Here is a 15,898-nt window from a genome sequence, read left to right as displayed (position 1 = left end):
ATTACAATTTAGTTAATTACAAGCAAAAATAGGACGTAATTTTTAAACTACAAAATATTATGTTAAAAAAAACCTACAAACAAGGCTAAAAGTGCGAATTATATAACATTTAACTCTTTTCCTACCGCTACAAAGGCATTTATTGCCTGATCTAAATGCGCTTTTGTATGTGCCGCAGAAAGTTGTACTCTAATTCTTGCTTTATCTTTAGGAACTACTGGAAAAAAGAAGCCTATTACATAAATTCCTCTTTTTAATAATTCATTTGCCATAGTTTGAGACAATTTTGCATCATATAACATCACCGGTACTATTGCAGAATCCCCATCAATGATATCAAAACCTGCTTTTTTAATCCCATCTCTAAAATAATTAGTATTCCATTCTAGTTTGTCTCTAAGTGTTGTATCTTTTTCTAAGAGTTCAAAAACCTTAATGGAAGCTCCAACGATTGCTGGTGCTAAGGAATTTGAAAATAAATACGGTCTGGAACGTTGACGTAATATTTCGATAATTTCTTTTTTAGCGGTCGTATACCCGCCCATGGCGCCACCAAGTGCTTTTCCTAAGGTTCCTGTAATAATATCTACTCTTCCCATGACTCCTTTTAACTCAAGTGTCCCTTTTCCGGTAGCACCAATAAATCCAGCAGCATGGCATTCATCAACCATAACCATTGCGTCATGTTTATCGGCCAAATCACAAATTTTATCCAACGGAGCTACAACGCCATCCATGGAGAAAACACCATCCGTAACAATTAATTTGAAACGGGTACCGGCTTCTGTAGCCTTAATCAGCTGCTTTTCCAGGTCTCCCATATTGCTATTTTCATAGCGATATCGCGTCGCTTTACACAAACGAACACCATCTATAATAGAGGCATGATTTAAACTATCCGAAATAATACAATCCTGATCTCCTAATAAGGGTTCAAAAACACCTCCGTTTGCATCAAAAGCGGCCGCATAAAGAATGGTATCTTCTGTGCCATAAAACTCAGAAATCTTTTTTTCCAAAGTTTTATGAATGTCTTGTGTCCCACAAATAAAACGCACCGATGACATTCCAAAACCATGCGTATCAAGAGCGTCTTTTGCAGCCTGAACAACTTCTGGATGGGATGACAAGCCAAGATAATTATTGGCACAAAAATTTAAAACCGTTTCTCCTGTCGAAATGGTTATTTCTGCATCTTGTGGTGAGGTGATAATGCGCTCTGATTTGAAGATTCCATTGTCTTCTATTGTTTGTAATTCTGACTGTAAATAGTCTTTAATTTTTCCGTACATTTTTTATGTTTTTAAAATTCAATTTTGCGAATAATTCATTTTTTAGGCTACAAATTTACTACATCGATTTCTTTTCCTATATAAATTAGTGCTTTTTTTACCACTTTATACCCCATTAATTCAATTGCATTTTGATATTTTTCTAATTGTAAGTGGTATTTAGGATTATGTGTTCCTGTTTTATAATCCAACAGCAACACTTCTTTATTTTTTGTCAAAACCATTCGGTCCGGTTTTATAGTCTTTCCTTCCTTTTGAATAATTGTTTGTTCATTCAGTACCTCATTCCCTTCCGAAAAATAATCGGTTAGTTCTGTATGAGTGACAATTTCCTGTATGGTACTGTAAACGGCTTCCTTTTGTTTAAAAACGATGAGTCCGTTTTCAATCGCTTTTGTTATAGCTAAATCTATATCGTTTTTCGTTTTCACAAAAGATAAAATCTCATGAATGACGTTTCCATAGGCAATGGCTTCCTGTTGTTGTGTTCCCCACATCAATGCTTCTCTTTGTGCAATTTTGATGTTTTTTGGATTCAAAATTTCCAAAACTAACGGAATTGTTTTGGAGGTATCAATGTGTTTTTTTTCTTTTGATAATTTAGCGATATCCCCAAAATCATATTCCAATTTATCGGTATCGAATTCCCCTTTGCTCTCTAAATAATTAATAAAAAAAGCACACATATTATTTTTTGGAACTTCCCCTTTACTGGATAAATTCATATTTGAAATCACATACAACTGTTCCTCCGCTCTGGTCAAAGCCACATAAAGAACATTGATATTGTCTAATAATTCTTCCTGTTTCTTTTGATTGTAAATCTCAGCCGCTTCCTCTCCAAATCCTTCTACGGCGCTATTGTTATCAATTAATACTTTTGACAGGCCAAAAATTCCTCCTTCAGCATTGAGCCACAATTTATCTTTTGGTTTCCTGTTGTAATCTTCCTCTGCAAATGGCATAATGACTACCGGGAACTCCAATCCTTTTGATTTATGAATTGTCATAATCCGAACGGCATTATTTCCTTCTGGTGAGGGAATACTAAATTTTTGTGCGTTTTTATCCCAGAAATTTAAAAAGTCAGAAATTCCTGCTTGGTTGCGAATGTCACGTTCCAGAACTATGTCTAAAAAATATTGGACGTAGGCATTCCCCTCCCTAACCTTCCCCGAAGGGGCAGGAGCCGACACCGATAAGTTGGAGTCTTGAATTTCTTCTCGTTGAATTAATTCTTCTTTTATTCGTTTTAAAACTTCCGAAATATTCTTTATAACCTGTTCATTGGTAAATCGAATGACTTTATACCCTAATTTATTCAGGGTAATTGTTCTATTATTATCTAACTGAACCTGCTCTTCGGTAAAATGATAATCCTCATCCACTTCAACAACCAGTTTTTTCGATAAACAAACAAAATGAACAATAAAATCAGCTATCAAATGGTGTTGCCTGAATTTATAATCTTCAAATGATCTAGATTTAAACTCCATCCAAAGAATTTTCTCAGCATGTATTGATTCAATAAGATGGAATTTATCCTTACGATTAACCACTTCGTCATCCTTTTCTTTGGAGAGGGCCGGGGAGAGGAACTTTGCAATAATAACCTCCACCGCTTCATACAATGATTTTTTTCTAATGTCTTGAAACGACAATGAAATATTAAAACTCACCAGCCAATTTTCGAAATCCGTTTCCTGAAACAATGCCATTCCTTTGGCAATGAAATCAGCAACAGGTAATCTGTCCTGAATATGCGTTCCTATATAGTAAAGGAAATTCGCCTTAGCTTCTAAATCAGCGTTGTTTTTCAGGTATTTTAATAAATGAATAATCAATCGTACTTCAGTAGCATTTTGAATCATTAACGTTTCCGAGGATAAAAGCGGTATTCTTTGCTCTGTCAAATAGTTCGCAATCGCAATTCCCTGACTTCGTTTCCGGGTAAGAATGACAATATCTTTGTATTCAAATCCTTTTTGAATTACTTTTTGAATCGTATTCAGCGTGGCCAAAACATATAAATCAGTTTTATCTAAAGCTTCTTCGTCTCCAGAAGCTTCCGGATTATCATTTGTTTTCTCTACTTTTGGGATAAAAGAAATATTCACATAACCTCCTGTTTTGTCATTGGTTTTTTGGTGGCTGTGATTTTCATACAACTCTTTGTAATCTAAATGAGCAAATTCACCGGACAACAATTTAAAAAATTCATTATTAAATTCGATTACCTGCGAATAACTTCGGTAATTTTTATCAAGATGTTCAAGTTTTTTATCAGGATTATTGAACGGGTTTTGATCTTTACTCAATTCAATAAACTGTTCGGCTTTTCCGCCGCGCCACCTGTAAATAGACTGTTTGGGATCGCCCACAATCATCAAGGTTCCTTTTTCTCCATAATCATCCTGTCCGGAAAGGGCATTATCAATAAGCGGAATCAGGTTTTGCCATTGCATCTCCGAAGTATCCTGAAATTCATCGATAAAAAAATGGCGGTAGCGTTCCCCCAATCGTTCGTATATAAAAGGCGCCGGCTGGTTTTGAATTTCCCTATGGATTATGGCATTAAATTCTGAAATGGAAAGTACATTTTGTTCACTTTGTATTTTGGCTAATTCATTACTTACCGTATTTAATAAGGAAAGTGGTGTAATGTTTTTCAGGAAGGCTTTATAGAAATGGATCTTTTCGAAGGTCTTATACACCTGATCCAAAAATCGCAATAAATCAGGAATGATATTTTCAATAATTGCACGATCTTTTGCTGTTTTATTGATTTTGACATCCTCAAATTCATGAAAGGTTTTGTTTTTTGGATTGAATTTTCCTTCTTGAATGCTCAATATATGTTTGGGAAAATGTCCTGCCGAGAACGATTTTACATCAATTCCATTGGTGTCAATTAATAACAAGGCCGCTGTTGCAAAAACAACAGTCTGTTTTTCTAAATCTTTACTGGCTTCTACTAATTTCTTTTTTATTGCAACGAACTCAGCGATGGATTTATCCTGAAACTGCGTGATTTCGTTTCTGTTATTTTCATTGAGGATCAAACGGCCTGTCTCTAGAATTTCACGGGAAATATCCCAAGATTTATCATCGTCAGTTTTTTCCATCGTGAAATCGATGAGCAGTTTTGTCAACGTTTCATCTTCACCGGCCTGAGCAATTATAGCATCTACAGCCTCAATTAATAAATTTTCAGTGTCCAGGGTGACTTCAAAAGTCATGGGCAAATTCAAATCATGCGCAAAGGCCCGAATTACCTTGTGGGTGAATTTATCAATCGTAGAAATATCAAATGCAGCGTAGTTATGAATAATATGCTTGATAATTTGCTGTGATTTAGTTTTGATTTCGAGGATCGAAAGTTCTGTATCTATTGCTAAATCCTGCATCAAGTCCTGGGCTTTGTGGCTGGGCTCGTCTTTTGCAAATTCAGAAAGACTACCCACAATTCGGCTTTTCATTTCGTGCACCGCTTTGTTGGTAAACGTAATGGCCAGTATAGTGCGATAGGCATCATTTTTTTTTGCAACAAGAATAATCTTGAGGTACTCTTTGACAAGCGCATAGGTTTTTCCGGATCCAGCTGATGCATCGTATATGGAAAATGAAGGTCTTTGCATGTTGCTATTATTATACGCTGTGAGTTATACAAATTAATACTTTTTTTATAAAAAGAATCCTTTTTTATGGTCTTCAAGTACAAAAAACCAAACTGCTTGTGCTTCCTTTTCAGGGTTGCGTTTTAATGAAAAACAAAGCAAGTAACAGGGGATTTTTCTTTTGCCAAAAGTGATTAAATAAATTTTCTAATGCTCATCATAATCCCAATGTGAAGCCCTTCATGAAAATCATTGAAAGCCATTGCATCCTGAGCACTTTTTAGCGTATACCCTGTTGATGTAGGATATTCAGTGAAGTTTTTGAAGTTTTTATTTTCAAAATCAAGTTTAGTTTGATTGATAGTTTCAAATAACAAATCCTTCATTTCGGCTAATTCTTCTTGTGTTGCAATATGTTCTGGCTTAGTTCCTTTTTTATATTTTTCTACCATTTCCTCAGAAACCATCATCGGTAAACCCGATAATTTATACACTAATACTTGCTGTGTCACTATTATATGACCGATGTTCCAAATCAGGTTATTGTTGAATCCTTCCGGAATCGTGTTGAGTTGCGCTAAAGTATATCCTTTTAAAAACTGTGAAACTATTTTTCGGCTGGTTAAAGTAATGTCTAATATTTGATTCATTTTTTTATTTTTTGATAAAAATAATCATTTTCCGTGTCAAATGAATTTTCTTTGCACAAAGAAATTGCTATTTATATGGACATAATATATTATCTCGCTTCTTGCGACACCTGCAGAAAAATCATAAAATCACTTCCTAAAGAGCATGATTTTAAGTTTCACGACATCAAACAAGATCCAATTACTGTTGCTGAATTAGAACGAATGCGCGAACTTTCCGGAAGTTATGAAGCGCTTTTTAGCAAAAAAGCACAACTGTACAAATCGATGGATTTAAAAAATAAATCCTTGACCGAAGACGATTATAAAAAATACATTCTGGAACATTACACGTTTTTGAGTCGCCCTGTATTTATCATCAAAGACAAGATTTATATCGGGAATACCCAACAAAATATGTTGCAGGTAATGAAAGCCTTGGCATAATGTCCAAAAGAAATCTTGCACTAATTGGTGCCACAATTGTTTCCATAATTTACGGAGTCACGTTTACTATTGCCAAAGATGTCATGCCGTTGTATATTGATGCCTATGGTTTTATACTGTTGCGCGTAGGTGGTTCAATGATTTTGTTTTGGATCTTTTGGCTTTTTATGCCGAAGGAAAAAATTGCCTCCAATGACTTTCCCCGAATTATTGCCGCAGCTTTCTTTGGCGTAGCATTTAATATGCTTACATTTTTCAAAGGATTAAGCCTTACTTCGCCTATTAGTGCTGCAGTTATCATGGTTTCGACACCAATGATTGTGTTGACGCTTTCGGCTATTATCATGAAGGAACGCATGCAAAAACGAATGGTTTTTGGAATTATACTTGGTCTGATAGGGACTGCTTTTCTTATTCTGTACGGAAAATCCATTGGCAGCGCCACAAACGCCGGGTTGGGAAATTTTCTGGTATTGGTCAATGCTATTTCCTATGGATTTTACCTGATTATCGTCAAGAAATTAATGGATAAATACAATGCGTTTACGTTTGTAAAATGGATTTATTTATTTGGATTTATTATGGTTTTGCCTTTTGGCTGGAGTCAATTTCAAACGGTGGACTGGGCTTTGGTTCCCATGGATATTTGCTGGAAAATTGGATTTGTTGTCGTCATTTCTACATTTCTGACCTATTTGCTTAATTTGCTTTCGATGAAAGAATTAAAACCAACGACGGTTGCCGTTTTTATTTATTTGCAACCGCTATTTGCCACTATTTTTGCGATAAGCTTGGGCAAAGACGAATTGAGTTTGGTAAAAATTGGTTCGGCAGTTTTGATATTTATCGGCGTTTATTTAGTGACACAGAAAAAGAGTGTGCAGTAATCAGCTGTTAGTGTTCAGCGCCTAAATTGCAGGTTATTGTCTTTTATAACGTTCGTTGGGCTATTTATATCAACTCAAAAATTAAAATCTGATTACTAAATATGTACTTATGCCGAGTCACTGTTTACTAAAAACGGACCACTGACCACTTTTTTAGTATCTTTGACCTCTTTTAGAAAATTATATGATACAATCAATGACGGGTTTTGGTAAAGCTACTTTGCAATTACCAACCAAAAAAATCACGGTAGAAGTGAAATCTTTAAACAGTAAAGGTTTGGATTTGAATGTGAGAATGCCTTCGCTGTACCGCGAAATGGAATTGGGTTTACGCAACCAAATCGCACTTAAGCTGGAAAGAGGCAAAGTAGATTTTTCTATTTTTATCGAAACTACCGCCGAACAAACTTCTACGAAAGTAAATGTGCCCATTGTAAAAGGGTACATCAATCAGTTAAGAGAAGTGTATGCTGATGCAGATGAAACGGAACTGATGAAAATGGCGATCCGTATGCCGGACACTATGAAAATAGAACGTGATGAAATCGATGAAAACGACTGGGTACAAATCCAAACCGTTATCGAAGAAGCCTTACAAAACATCTTGACCTTTAGAAGAGATGAAGGAATGTCTCTTGAAAAAGAATTTCAATTGCGAATTGGTAACATTAGGCAGTATATGACGGAAGCTTTGGCGCTTGATCCAGAACGTGTTCAGGCAATAAAAGACCGTTTGCAAACTGCAATTGCTGAACTTAAAGTGAATGTAGACGAAAACCGTTTTGAGCAGGAATTGATTTATTATTTGGAGAAATTAGACATCACCGAAGAAAAAGTACGTTTGACGAATCACCTGGATTATTTCTTGGAAACCATCAACGGAACGGAGGCTAACGGTAGAAAATTAGGTTTCATTACCCAAGAAATGGGACGTGAAATCAACACGATGGGTTCTAAATCCAATCACGCACAAATGCAGAAATTAGTCGTTCAGATGAAAGACGAATTGGAAAAAATAAAGGAGCAGGTATTGAACGTTCTATAATATAGATACTGAAATAAATTCAGCATAAAATGAGCACAGGAGGAAAATTAATCGTTTTTTCGGCACCATCAGGATCTGGGAAAACCACCATAGTTAGGCATTTATTAAGCAAAGAAGATTTGAATCTGGAGTTTTCTATTTCGGCAGCTTCCCGCGAACCAAGAGGCGAAGAAGTAAACGGAAAAGACTATTATTTCATGTCTACCGAAGACTTTAAAAAACACATTAAGAACGAAGACTTCTTGGAATGGGAAGAAGTGTACCGCGATAATTTCTACGGAACTTTAAAAAGTGAAGTGGAGCGCATCTGGGCAAAAGGAAAAAATGTAATTTTTGATATTGATGTCTCTGGTGGATTGCGCATCAAGCATAAATTCCCGGAAGAAACGTTAGCCGTTTTCGTGAAACCACCAAGCGTAGATGAACTAAAAAGAAGATTAAAGGAACGTTCTACCGAAAGTGATGACAAAATCAATATGCGCATCGCTAAAGCTTCTGTTGAATTGGCTACAGCGCCACAATTTGATGTGATTATAAAAAACTACGATTTAAATATTGCTTTGGAAGAAGCATATCAATTGGTAAAGAATTTTGTAAAGGATTAAAATATAACACAAAGAGGCACAAAGGAAATAATAGGCTCATACGAAAATTTTATAAACACTTTGTGAATCTTCGTGAAACAAAATATTATGAAAATAGGACTTTATTTCGGAACGTTTAACCCCATTCATATTGGACATCTTATCATTGCCAATCACATGGCCGAGCATGCTAATATAGACCAAGTATGGATGGTGGTTACGCCACACAATCCTTTGAAGAAAAAAAATACTTTGCTCGAAGATTATCATCGGTTGCAAATGGTGCATCTTGCCACCGAGGATTATCTAAAAATCAAACCTTCGGATATTGAGTTTAAATTATCACAGCCCAATTACACAGTGAATACTCTAGTTTACTTGCAGGAAAAATACCCCAATTACGAATTCTCGTTAATCATGGGCGAAGACAATCTAAGGTCGTTGTACAAATGGAAAAACTACGAAGCTATTCTGGCGCATCACGAGATTTATGTGTATCCTAGACTCGAAACCAAGGGCCAAACCGGTGAAGCAATTTCTTTGGAAATAGAAAATCGAACTTTCAAGAATCACCCAAAAATCCACATGATTGACGCTCCGGTTGTTGAAATATCATCTACATTTATTCGGGATAATATCAAAAAAGGGAAAAATGTACAGCCTTTATTGCCCGCTAAAGTTTGGGAATGTATTGATCACAATAACTTTTATAAGAAGTAATTACGCCAGAATTCTTTTTAATTCCAATTGAATATTCTCAAAAACAGGACTCAAATTATCGTTTTTACCGGATAACACATATACTTCTGTACTTGGCATTTGCTTGCTGTTCCACATCAATTGGATTTTATTTTCTGCTATTAAACTTTTTACGTTTATATCCCAAACAACGGCTATTCCGGTATTTTTCGAAATTATTTCAAGCATTTCATACTCGGACGGAATGATATAATTGGGAATCATCGAGGGCCTTTTTTTACTAAAAACATGCAGCCAAAACAACTTTATATGCGGAATCTGTGCATTGTGGCTGAACCACTTTTGGTCGTTTAACCACTGTTCAGTTGCAGCGAAATTCTTTATTTTGATATTAGATTTTAACTCAGAAGCATCAATGTTATTGGAACCAACAATCACTTGTTTGATTTCGCCAACCTTTTTCTGAATGGTGTCAAACGTGTCATATTGTTTGGTAACAATAGCAAAATCGAGTTTTTTAGAATCGACCAATTCAAAAAGTGTGTCGTTCTCATGGAAACTAAAATCTATAAAATCAAATTTTGAAATTAAGGCATTTCCCAAACTGATCATCAAGTGTTTCGAGATGCCAATGGATATTAATCGATTCGCATCAAACGCTTTGGCACGAAAACCATTCTCCACATTTTCCAATCGGTCCAACGCCTCGATGATTAGATTATTGAGTAACTTAGCATATTCTGTTGGCTCCACACCTTTTGACTTTCGATTAAAAAGTTTATATCCGACATGTGCTTCCAACATTGATATTTGTTGACTTACAGCGGGTTGACTGATAAATAATTCCTTGGCAGCCAACGAAAAATTACCGTTTTTATAAACGGATTTAAACGTTCTGTACCATTCGAGATTAACCATGATATAAATATATTTATCACAAACATAATTTAAATTATTTTTACTAATAGCATATTCGCACTAAATTTGTAGAAACAAAATAAGAAATGAAGAAAATTGCATTCTTTGCCATTATAGCATTAACAGTAAGTTGCATTACAGCAACTGCACAAAATAAAAAAAGTATGAAAAAAGTATTATTTGTTGTTACGAGTCACGATAAACTAGGTAACACGGGAGAAAAAACAGGATTTTGGACAGAAGAACTTGCCGCGCCATATTATGAATTAGTAGATAAAGGAGTTGTTATTGATATTGCTACCCCGTTAGGAGGACAACCACCTATAGATCCAAAAAGTGAAGATCCATCTGCAGCAACTGAAGATACTAAACGATTTGATGCTGATACTGAATTATTGGCAAAACTGAAAAATACGCACAAATTAGCCGATGTAAAAGAATCGGATTATGATGCCGTTTTTTATCCAGGAGGTCATGGACCGTTATGGGATTTAGCCACGGATGAAAATTCAAGCGCTTTGATTGAAGCTTTTTATACGAATAATAAACCTGTCGCTTTTGTATGTCATTCACCAGCAGTGTTGAAAAACGTAAAAGTAAATGGGGATTTTTTGGTAAAAGGAAAAAAAGTAACCGGATTTTCTAATACGGAAGAGGAAGCTGTAGGCTTAACTGATGTCGTACCATTTTTATTAGAGGATGCGTTGCAAGCTAACGGGGCCAAATATTCAAAAATAGGGGATTGGCAACCGTATGCAGTAGAAGATGGCTTATTGATTACAGGTCAGAACCCGGCTTCATCTAAACTCGTTGCAGAAAAATTATTAAATCAATTGAATTTAAAAAAATAAAAACATGTTAAACTTCGAATTATACAATCCTACTAATTTAATTTTTGGAAAAGGACAAATTGAAAAACTTTCTACTTTAGTTCCGCAGGGCGCAAAAATTCTTTTGGCTTATGGAGGCGGAAGTATTTTCAAAAATGGAATCCATGAACAGGTAATTAATGCTTTAAAAGGTTTTGAAATCGTCGAATTTTCGGGAATTGAGCCAAATCCACATTTTGAAACTTTGATGAAAGCAGTAGCAGTTATCAAAGAACAAAATATCGATTTTATCCTTGCTGTGGGTGGAGGTTCTGTAATTGACGGGGTAAAATTCATTTCGGCTGCTGTAAATTTTGACGGAAACCCAATTGATATTCTTCAAAAACGAGTGTTGACTAAAGATGTATCTAAAATTATTCCTTTTGGAACCGTTTTAACTTTACCGGCAACGGGAAGTGAAATGAATTCTGGCGGAGTTGTTACTATTGAATCCACACAGGAAAAATTATCATTTGGTGGTAGCGCCTTGTTTCCAAAATTTTCTATTTGCGATCCAACCGTCATTGAATCTTTACCCAAAAGACAATTGGAAAACGGAGTTGTTGATGCCTATACCCATGTTTTGGAACAATATCTAACCTATCCACATGAAGGATATCTTCAAGATAGAATTGCCGAAAGTATTTTACAGACCTTGATTCAAGTTGGTCCTGATGTTGTTGAGAATCCTAAAGATTATGCTTTGGCTTCTAACTTTATGTGGAGTTGTACGATGGCTCTAAATGGATTAATCCAGAAAGGAGTTCCTTCGGATTGGGCTACACACATGATTGGCCATGAATTAACCGCTTTGTACGGAATTGATCATGCTAGAACATTGGCGGTTGTAGGTCCAAATTTATACCGAGTGATGTTTGAAACCAAAAAAGGAAAACTGGCACAATACGGAAAGCGTATTTTCAATTTGACTGGAACCGAAGATGAAATAGCAAACGAAGCGATCAATAAAACAGTTGAGTTTTTCCATACAATGGGAATGGAGACTAAATTATCGGATTACACCAAAGACTATGATAAAACGGCTGATTTTATAGTAAACCGCTTCAAAGAAAGAGGTTGGCTGGGATTAGGAGAAAAAGAAAATATCACTTTAGAAAAAGTGAAATCAATTGTAGAAATGAGTTATTAATTCAAATAATCAGATTACCGATTGAAGTATTTTTAAATAAAAAGGCGTTCTCATTTTGTATGGGAACGCCTTTTAAAATTCAAATTATAACTAACTAATTCAATTCTGTTTTTTTTGTTAAAACAGTAACTATAATAAAAGAATAACGGTATTAATGTGTTTATATTGTGTTTGAAAATCAAATGTTTTAAATTTAATTTAATATATTGTGATATTATTATTGAAAACCCCTGTGAGTCCCAGATTTAAGGCGGTGCTTTTTTGGCTTGATTCATAGTTTTTAAGTACTTTTGATTAAATTCAATAAAAAATGACTGAAAACATAAAATTTGCAGTAATTGGTGGTGGGAGCTGGGCAACAGCCATAGCTAAAATGTTATGCGTAAATCTTACCGAAATTTCATGGTACATGCGCAATGATGCTGCTATAGAACACATCAAGACCTACAAACACAATCCAAATTACCTAAGCTCTGTTGAATTTGATACCCAAAAATTGAAGCTAACCAATGATATCAATGAAGCAGTAGCCTATGCGGACTACATTATCTTTGCTATTCCTTCCGCTTTTTTAGAGGGTGAATTAGAAAAATTGACTGTTTCGTTGAAAGATAAAATTATTTTTTCGGCTATAAAAGGGATTGTTCCTGAGACCAGTTTGATTGTAGGGGAACATTTCCATGTAAAATATGATATTCCTTATTATAACATTGGTGTAATCTCTGGTCCTTGTCACGCAGAAGAAGTGGCTATGGAGCGGTTATCATATCTGACAATCGCATGTGGCGATTCTGATAAAGCAAAAATTGTTGCCGATACTCTTGCTGGAAATTACATTAAGACTAAAATTACAGATGATATTATAGGAACTGAATATGCTGCGATGCTAAAGAATATTTATGCCATTGCTGCAGGAATGGCCCATGGACTGGGTTATGGAGATAATTTCCAATCCGTATTGATGAGTAATGGGATCAGGGAAATGAAAAAATTTATCAAGAAAGTTCATAAAATGAAGCGCAACATCAATGATTCTGCTTATTTAGGCGATTTACTGGTTACAGGCTATTCCGTTTTTTCGAGAAACAGAATGTTTGGTAATATGATAGGTAAAGGCTACACGGTGAAATCAGCAATGATGGAAATGAGCATGGTTGCTGAAGGATATTACGCTACTAAAAGTGCTTATAAGCTAAATCAGGCTTATGGTGCCAAAACACCTATTATTGATGCCGTTTATGAGGTTTTATACGAAGGAAAAGATGCGAAAACCATATTTAAGAAACTGACCGACAAACTGGATTAATTCTGCTATATATTTAATAATCAAAATACAATCATGTCATGAGCGAAAGATGGAAATATCAAATTAAAACTGGCGGAATTTGGGGTGTATTTATGACAGTTTTCAATGTGTTATTCGACATAAAAGAAATCCCTTTTTCAGTACAAGTCGCTACGCCTAATTTTTATATTCGAGCAGCTGCTTATATCGGTGTAGGGATTTTTGTTTTAGGTTATTTTACATGGAAATCCAAAGTTAAACAACAAAATCGCTAAATCATTTTTATGAGTAAAAGGTGGCGATTTCAGATTAAAAACGGGATGCGTTGGGGAATTATTCTTTCCCTAAGCTTGCTCGTTTTTGACTTATTCGAACGCTCTTTTGAAGATGCTTTTTTCTCCAAAAGAAACCTGTTCCGAACGCTTTATTTCGTCTTATTCGGAATATTTGTAATAGGATATTTAAATTGGAAGAAAAAAAATAAACGCGACAATAGTGCTGATTTATCTCACGATAATACCATCAATAAATAAAATAGGCACTTCTTCGACTGCTGATTCGCAGATGGATTGTGCTTTGAAAATGTATTTTTTATCGTATAGTTTGTCTCCGATAAAGAAAGTCAGCATGAATTCATTGTTGAGTGCTAAAACGCTTTTTTCAATCATTTCGATTTTCATTACTGAAACTGGCGGAACTGCTACAAAAGCGTGGCGCAAGAGGGATGTTTTTTTCATTTCACCGTTGATGGTTCCAAATGCCTTAGAAACAACCATGACGCTTTCGATTAAAAAGTCACTGTCATTTATTAAATAGGCGTACCATACTTTTTCCATGAAATCGTCGCTCCATTCTTGGACTGCAGCTAGGAATACGTTTTCTACTTCGGGGGTGATGATGTCGGATTTCATTTGATAGTTGAGTGATGATTACCGATTTTTGATTTCAGATTTAAACTTCTAAAATCAAAAATCAGTGCTCTTAAATTTTTATATACTTGATTTGAATTGTTCTAAGAAACGTACGTCATTTTCGTAGAACATACGGATGTCGCCTATTTGATACAACAACATGGCAATTCTTTCGATTCCCATTCCAAAGGCAAATCCGTTGTATTCCTCAGGATTGATGCCGCAATTTTTTAAAACGTTTGGATCCACCATTCCACAGCCCATGATCTCTAACCATCCGGTTCCTTTGGTTATTCTATAATCAGTTTCTGTTTTAAGTCCCCAATAAATATCAACCTCAGCGCTTGGCTCCGTAAAAGGAAAGTAGGAGGGACGCAGACGGATTTTTGATTTTCCGAACATCTCTTTGGTAAAATACAAAAGGGTTTGTTTTAAGTCGGCAAAAGAAACATCTTTGTCTATATACAGCCCTTCCACTTGGTGAAAAATGCAGTGAGAACGAGAGGACACGGCTTCATTACGAAAAACTCTTCCCGGAGAAATGGTCCGAATTGGCGGTTTATTTTCTTCCATGTAACGTACCTGTACCGAAGAGGTGTGTGTGCGCAACAAAATATCAGGGTTGGTTTGTATAAAAAATGTGTCTTGCATGTCGCGAGCCGGATGGTATTCCGGGAGGTTCAATGCGGTAAAATTATGCCAGTCGTCTTCGATTTCAGGACCTTCGGAAACATTGAAACCAATATTTGAAAAGATATCAATAATTTGGTTCTTCACCAATGAAATAGGATGGCGGGAACCGATAGTTATTGGTTCAGCCGAACGCGTGAGATCCCCGTAAAAGCCTTTGGTTTCTTCTTTGTTTTCTAAAGCTTCCTGAAGGGTTTTTACTTTGTCTTCGGCAGATGTTTTGAGCAGGTTGATTACTTGTCCGAATTCCTTTTTTTGATCGTTAGGCACATTTTTGAATTCCGCAAAAAGGTCTTTTAAAAGTCCTTTGCTTCCTAAGAATTTGATTCGGAACGTTTCTAGTTCTGCTGGGTTTTGCGTTGAAAAAGCATTTGCTTCGCCAATATATTCTTTTATCTTATCTATCATTTTCATTCCAATAATTAATTATGCAAATTTAGTGATTTTTGTTGATAGGGACAAGTCACGACTGGCCCGTACAATAAATAATATCAATCAATAAGTTCCTTCTCCAGGAAATAATTCACAATGGCTTCTTTCATTAAAACGGATTGTTCTCCAGCTTTTAGCGGTGGTAATTCCTCTTTTACTTTGTAATGTGGCCAACCTTCCTCGTCAAAAAATTCAAATTCATATAATCCATAAGGCTCTAATAACCTGCAAATCGCGATATGCATTAGGTTTAGTTTTTCGTCTTTCTTGTATTCGTTATGTACTTTCCCGAGTTCTTGTACGCCAATTAGATAAATAATAGCGTCTAAATCTAAATCTTCCCCTTGAGAAAATTGATTGGAAAGTATATTTACAAGCTGTTCCCAGCGTTCTTTAAGTTGTGTGTCTCTTGACATTTTTGTTGAATTATGAATTATGAGTCA

At 35.5% G+C, this 15,898-nt stretch carries 17 protein-coding genes; 10 read left to right on the top strand and 7 right to left on the bottom strand.

Translation table 11 applies throughout. From position 1 onward, the window contains the following. Window positions 1–98: 98 nt before the first annotated feature. The 3 genes from kbl to EKL99_RS05175 form a co-directional block, all read right to left on the bottom strand. Window positions 99–1,292: a glycine C-acetyltransferase gene (gene kbl, locus EKL99_RS05185; RefSeq protein WP_126562665.1), complete on the bottom strand. Its 1,194-nt coding sequence runs from the start codon at window positions 1,290–1,292 to the stop codon at window positions 99–101. A gap of 47 nt (window positions 1,293–1,339) precedes the next feature. After that, window positions 1,340–4,930, bottom strand: coding sequence for an exodeoxyribonuclease V subunit beta (locus tag EKL99_RS05180; protein ID WP_126576514.1), 3,591 nt, complete (start codon window positions 4,928–4,930; stop codon window positions 1,340–1,342). 173 nt (window positions 4,931–5,103) lie between these two features. After that, on the bottom strand, window positions 5,104–5,559 hold the full coding sequence (locus EKL99_RS05175; protein WP_126554694.1) for a DinB family protein: 456 nt from the start codon (window positions 5,557–5,559) through the stop codon (window positions 5,104–5,106). Window positions 5,560–5,634: 75 nt separating this feature from the next. Here EKL99_RS05175 and EKL99_RS05170 point away from each other — a divergent pair, with 75 nt between their 5' ends. The 5 genes from EKL99_RS05170 to nadD all read left to right on the top strand — a co-directional run bounded on the left by EKL99_RS05170 (window position 5,635) and on the right by nadD (window position 9,221). Further along, the gene (locus EKL99_RS05170) at window positions 5,635–5,985 is read left to right on the top strand and encodes an arsenate reductase family protein (protein ID WP_126452753.1); all 351 of its coding nucleotides are present in this window, start codon (window positions 5,635–5,637) and stop codon (window positions 5,983–5,985) included. Beyond that, complete coding sequence (locus EKL99_RS05165) at window positions 5,985–6,872, top strand: DMT family transporter (protein WP_126554696.1); 888 nt, start codon at window positions 5,985–5,987, stop codon at window positions 6,870–6,872. Before EKL99_RS05170 ends, EKL99_RS05165 begins: the two co-directional genes overlap by 1 nt. Window positions 6,873–7,056: 184 nt before the next feature. Next, a complete protein-coding gene (locus EKL99_RS05160; protein WP_126554698.1) occupies window positions 7,057–7,917 on the top strand; it encodes a YicC/YloC family endoribonuclease in 861 nt (286 codons plus the stop codon). Between the two features lie 29 nt (window positions 7,918–7,946). Continuing rightward, window positions 7,947–8,522 carry a guanylate kinase gene (gene gmk, locus EKL99_RS05155; protein WP_126461828.1) on the top strand — a complete coding sequence of 192 codons (576 nt, stop codon included), beginning with the start codon at window positions 7,947–7,949 and terminating at the stop codon, window positions 8,520–8,522. 87 nt (window positions 8,523–8,609) lie between these two features. Continuing rightward, window positions 8,610–9,221 carry a nicotinate (nicotinamide) nucleotide adenylyltransferase gene (gene nadD / locus EKL99_RS05150; RefSeq protein ID WP_126576513.1) on the top strand — a complete coding sequence of 204 codons (612 nt, stop codon included), beginning with the start codon at window positions 8,610–8,612 and terminating at the stop codon, window positions 9,219–9,221. Here nadD and EKL99_RS05145 read toward each other — a convergent pair whose 3' ends face one another. After that, window positions 9,222–10,118 carry a LysR family transcriptional regulator gene (locus tag EKL99_RS05145; RefSeq protein ID WP_126568990.1) on the bottom strand — a complete coding sequence of 299 codons (897 nt, stop codon included), beginning with the start codon at window positions 10,116–10,118 and terminating at the stop codon, window positions 9,222–9,224. Window positions 10,119–10,204: 86 nt separating this feature from the next. On the opposite strand from EKL99_RS05145, the gene EKL99_RS05140 reads away from it, so the two are divergent. The 5 genes from EKL99_RS05140 to EKL99_RS05120 all read left to right on the top strand — a co-directional run bounded on the left by EKL99_RS05140 (window position 10,205) and on the right by EKL99_RS05120 (window position 13,955). Continuing rightward, the gene (locus tag EKL99_RS05140) at window positions 10,205–10,969 is read left to right on the top strand and encodes a type 1 glutamine amidotransferase domain-containing protein (RefSeq protein WP_197037211.1); all 765 of its coding nucleotides are present in this window, start codon (window positions 10,205–10,207) and stop codon (window positions 10,967–10,969) included. Between the two features lie 4 nt (window positions 10,970–10,973). After that, the gene (locus EKL99_RS05135) at window positions 10,974–12,137 is read left to right on the top strand and encodes an iron-containing alcohol dehydrogenase (RefSeq protein ID WP_126554709.1); all 1,164 of its coding nucleotides are present in this window, start codon (window positions 10,974–10,976) and stop codon (window positions 12,135–12,137) included. 310 nt (window positions 12,138–12,447) lie between these two features. Next, window positions 12,448–13,443 carry an NAD(P)H-dependent glycerol-3-phosphate dehydrogenase gene (locus EKL99_RS05130; RefSeq protein WP_126461840.1) on the top strand — a complete coding sequence of 332 codons (996 nt, stop codon included), beginning with the start codon at window positions 12,448–12,450 and terminating at the stop codon, window positions 13,441–13,443. A gap of 38 nt (window positions 13,444–13,481) precedes the next feature. Then, entirely contained in the window at window positions 13,482–13,697 is a 216-nt protein-coding gene (locus tag EKL99_RS05125) for a hypothetical protein (RefSeq protein ID WP_126461843.1), read from the top strand. Window positions 13,698–13,706: 9 nt separating this feature from the next. Further along, window positions 13,707–13,955, top strand: coding sequence for a hypothetical protein (locus EKL99_RS05120; protein WP_126461846.1), 249 nt, complete (start codon window positions 13,707–13,709; stop codon window positions 13,953–13,955). Here the strand turns inward: EKL99_RS05120 and EKL99_RS05115 are convergent. The 3 genes from EKL99_RS05115 to EKL99_RS05105 all read right to left on the bottom strand — a co-directional run bounded on the left by EKL99_RS05115 (window position 13,926) and on the right by EKL99_RS05105 (window position 15,871). Then, on the bottom strand, window positions 13,926–14,333 hold the full coding sequence (locus EKL99_RS05115; protein WP_126461849.1) for a hypothetical protein: 408 nt from the start codon (window positions 14,331–14,333) through the stop codon (window positions 13,926–13,928). The genes EKL99_RS05120 and EKL99_RS05115 overlap by 30 nt on opposite strands. Before the next feature lie 78 nt (window positions 14,334–14,411). Continuing rightward, window positions 14,412–15,431: a phenylalanine--tRNA ligase subunit alpha gene (gene pheS, locus EKL99_RS05110; RefSeq protein WP_126554712.1), complete on the bottom strand. Its 1,020-nt coding sequence runs from the start codon at window positions 15,429–15,431 to the stop codon at window positions 14,412–14,414. A gap of 83 nt (window positions 15,432–15,514) precedes the next feature. Continuing rightward, window positions 15,515–15,871, bottom strand: coding sequence for a hypothetical protein (locus EKL99_RS05105; RefSeq protein ID WP_126576512.1), 357 nt, complete (start codon window positions 15,869–15,871; stop codon window positions 15,515–15,517). Window positions 15,872–15,898: the final 27 nt, after the last annotated feature.

The organism is Flavobacterium sp. ZB4P23 (genome assembly GCF_003970375.1).
Taxonomy (GTDB): Bacteria; Bacteroidota; Bacteroidia; order Flavobacteriales; family Flavobacteriaceae; genus Flavobacterium.
Note: the sequence above shows the minus strand (reverse complement) of the source record. Positions and strands in the feature narration are given on the sequence as shown.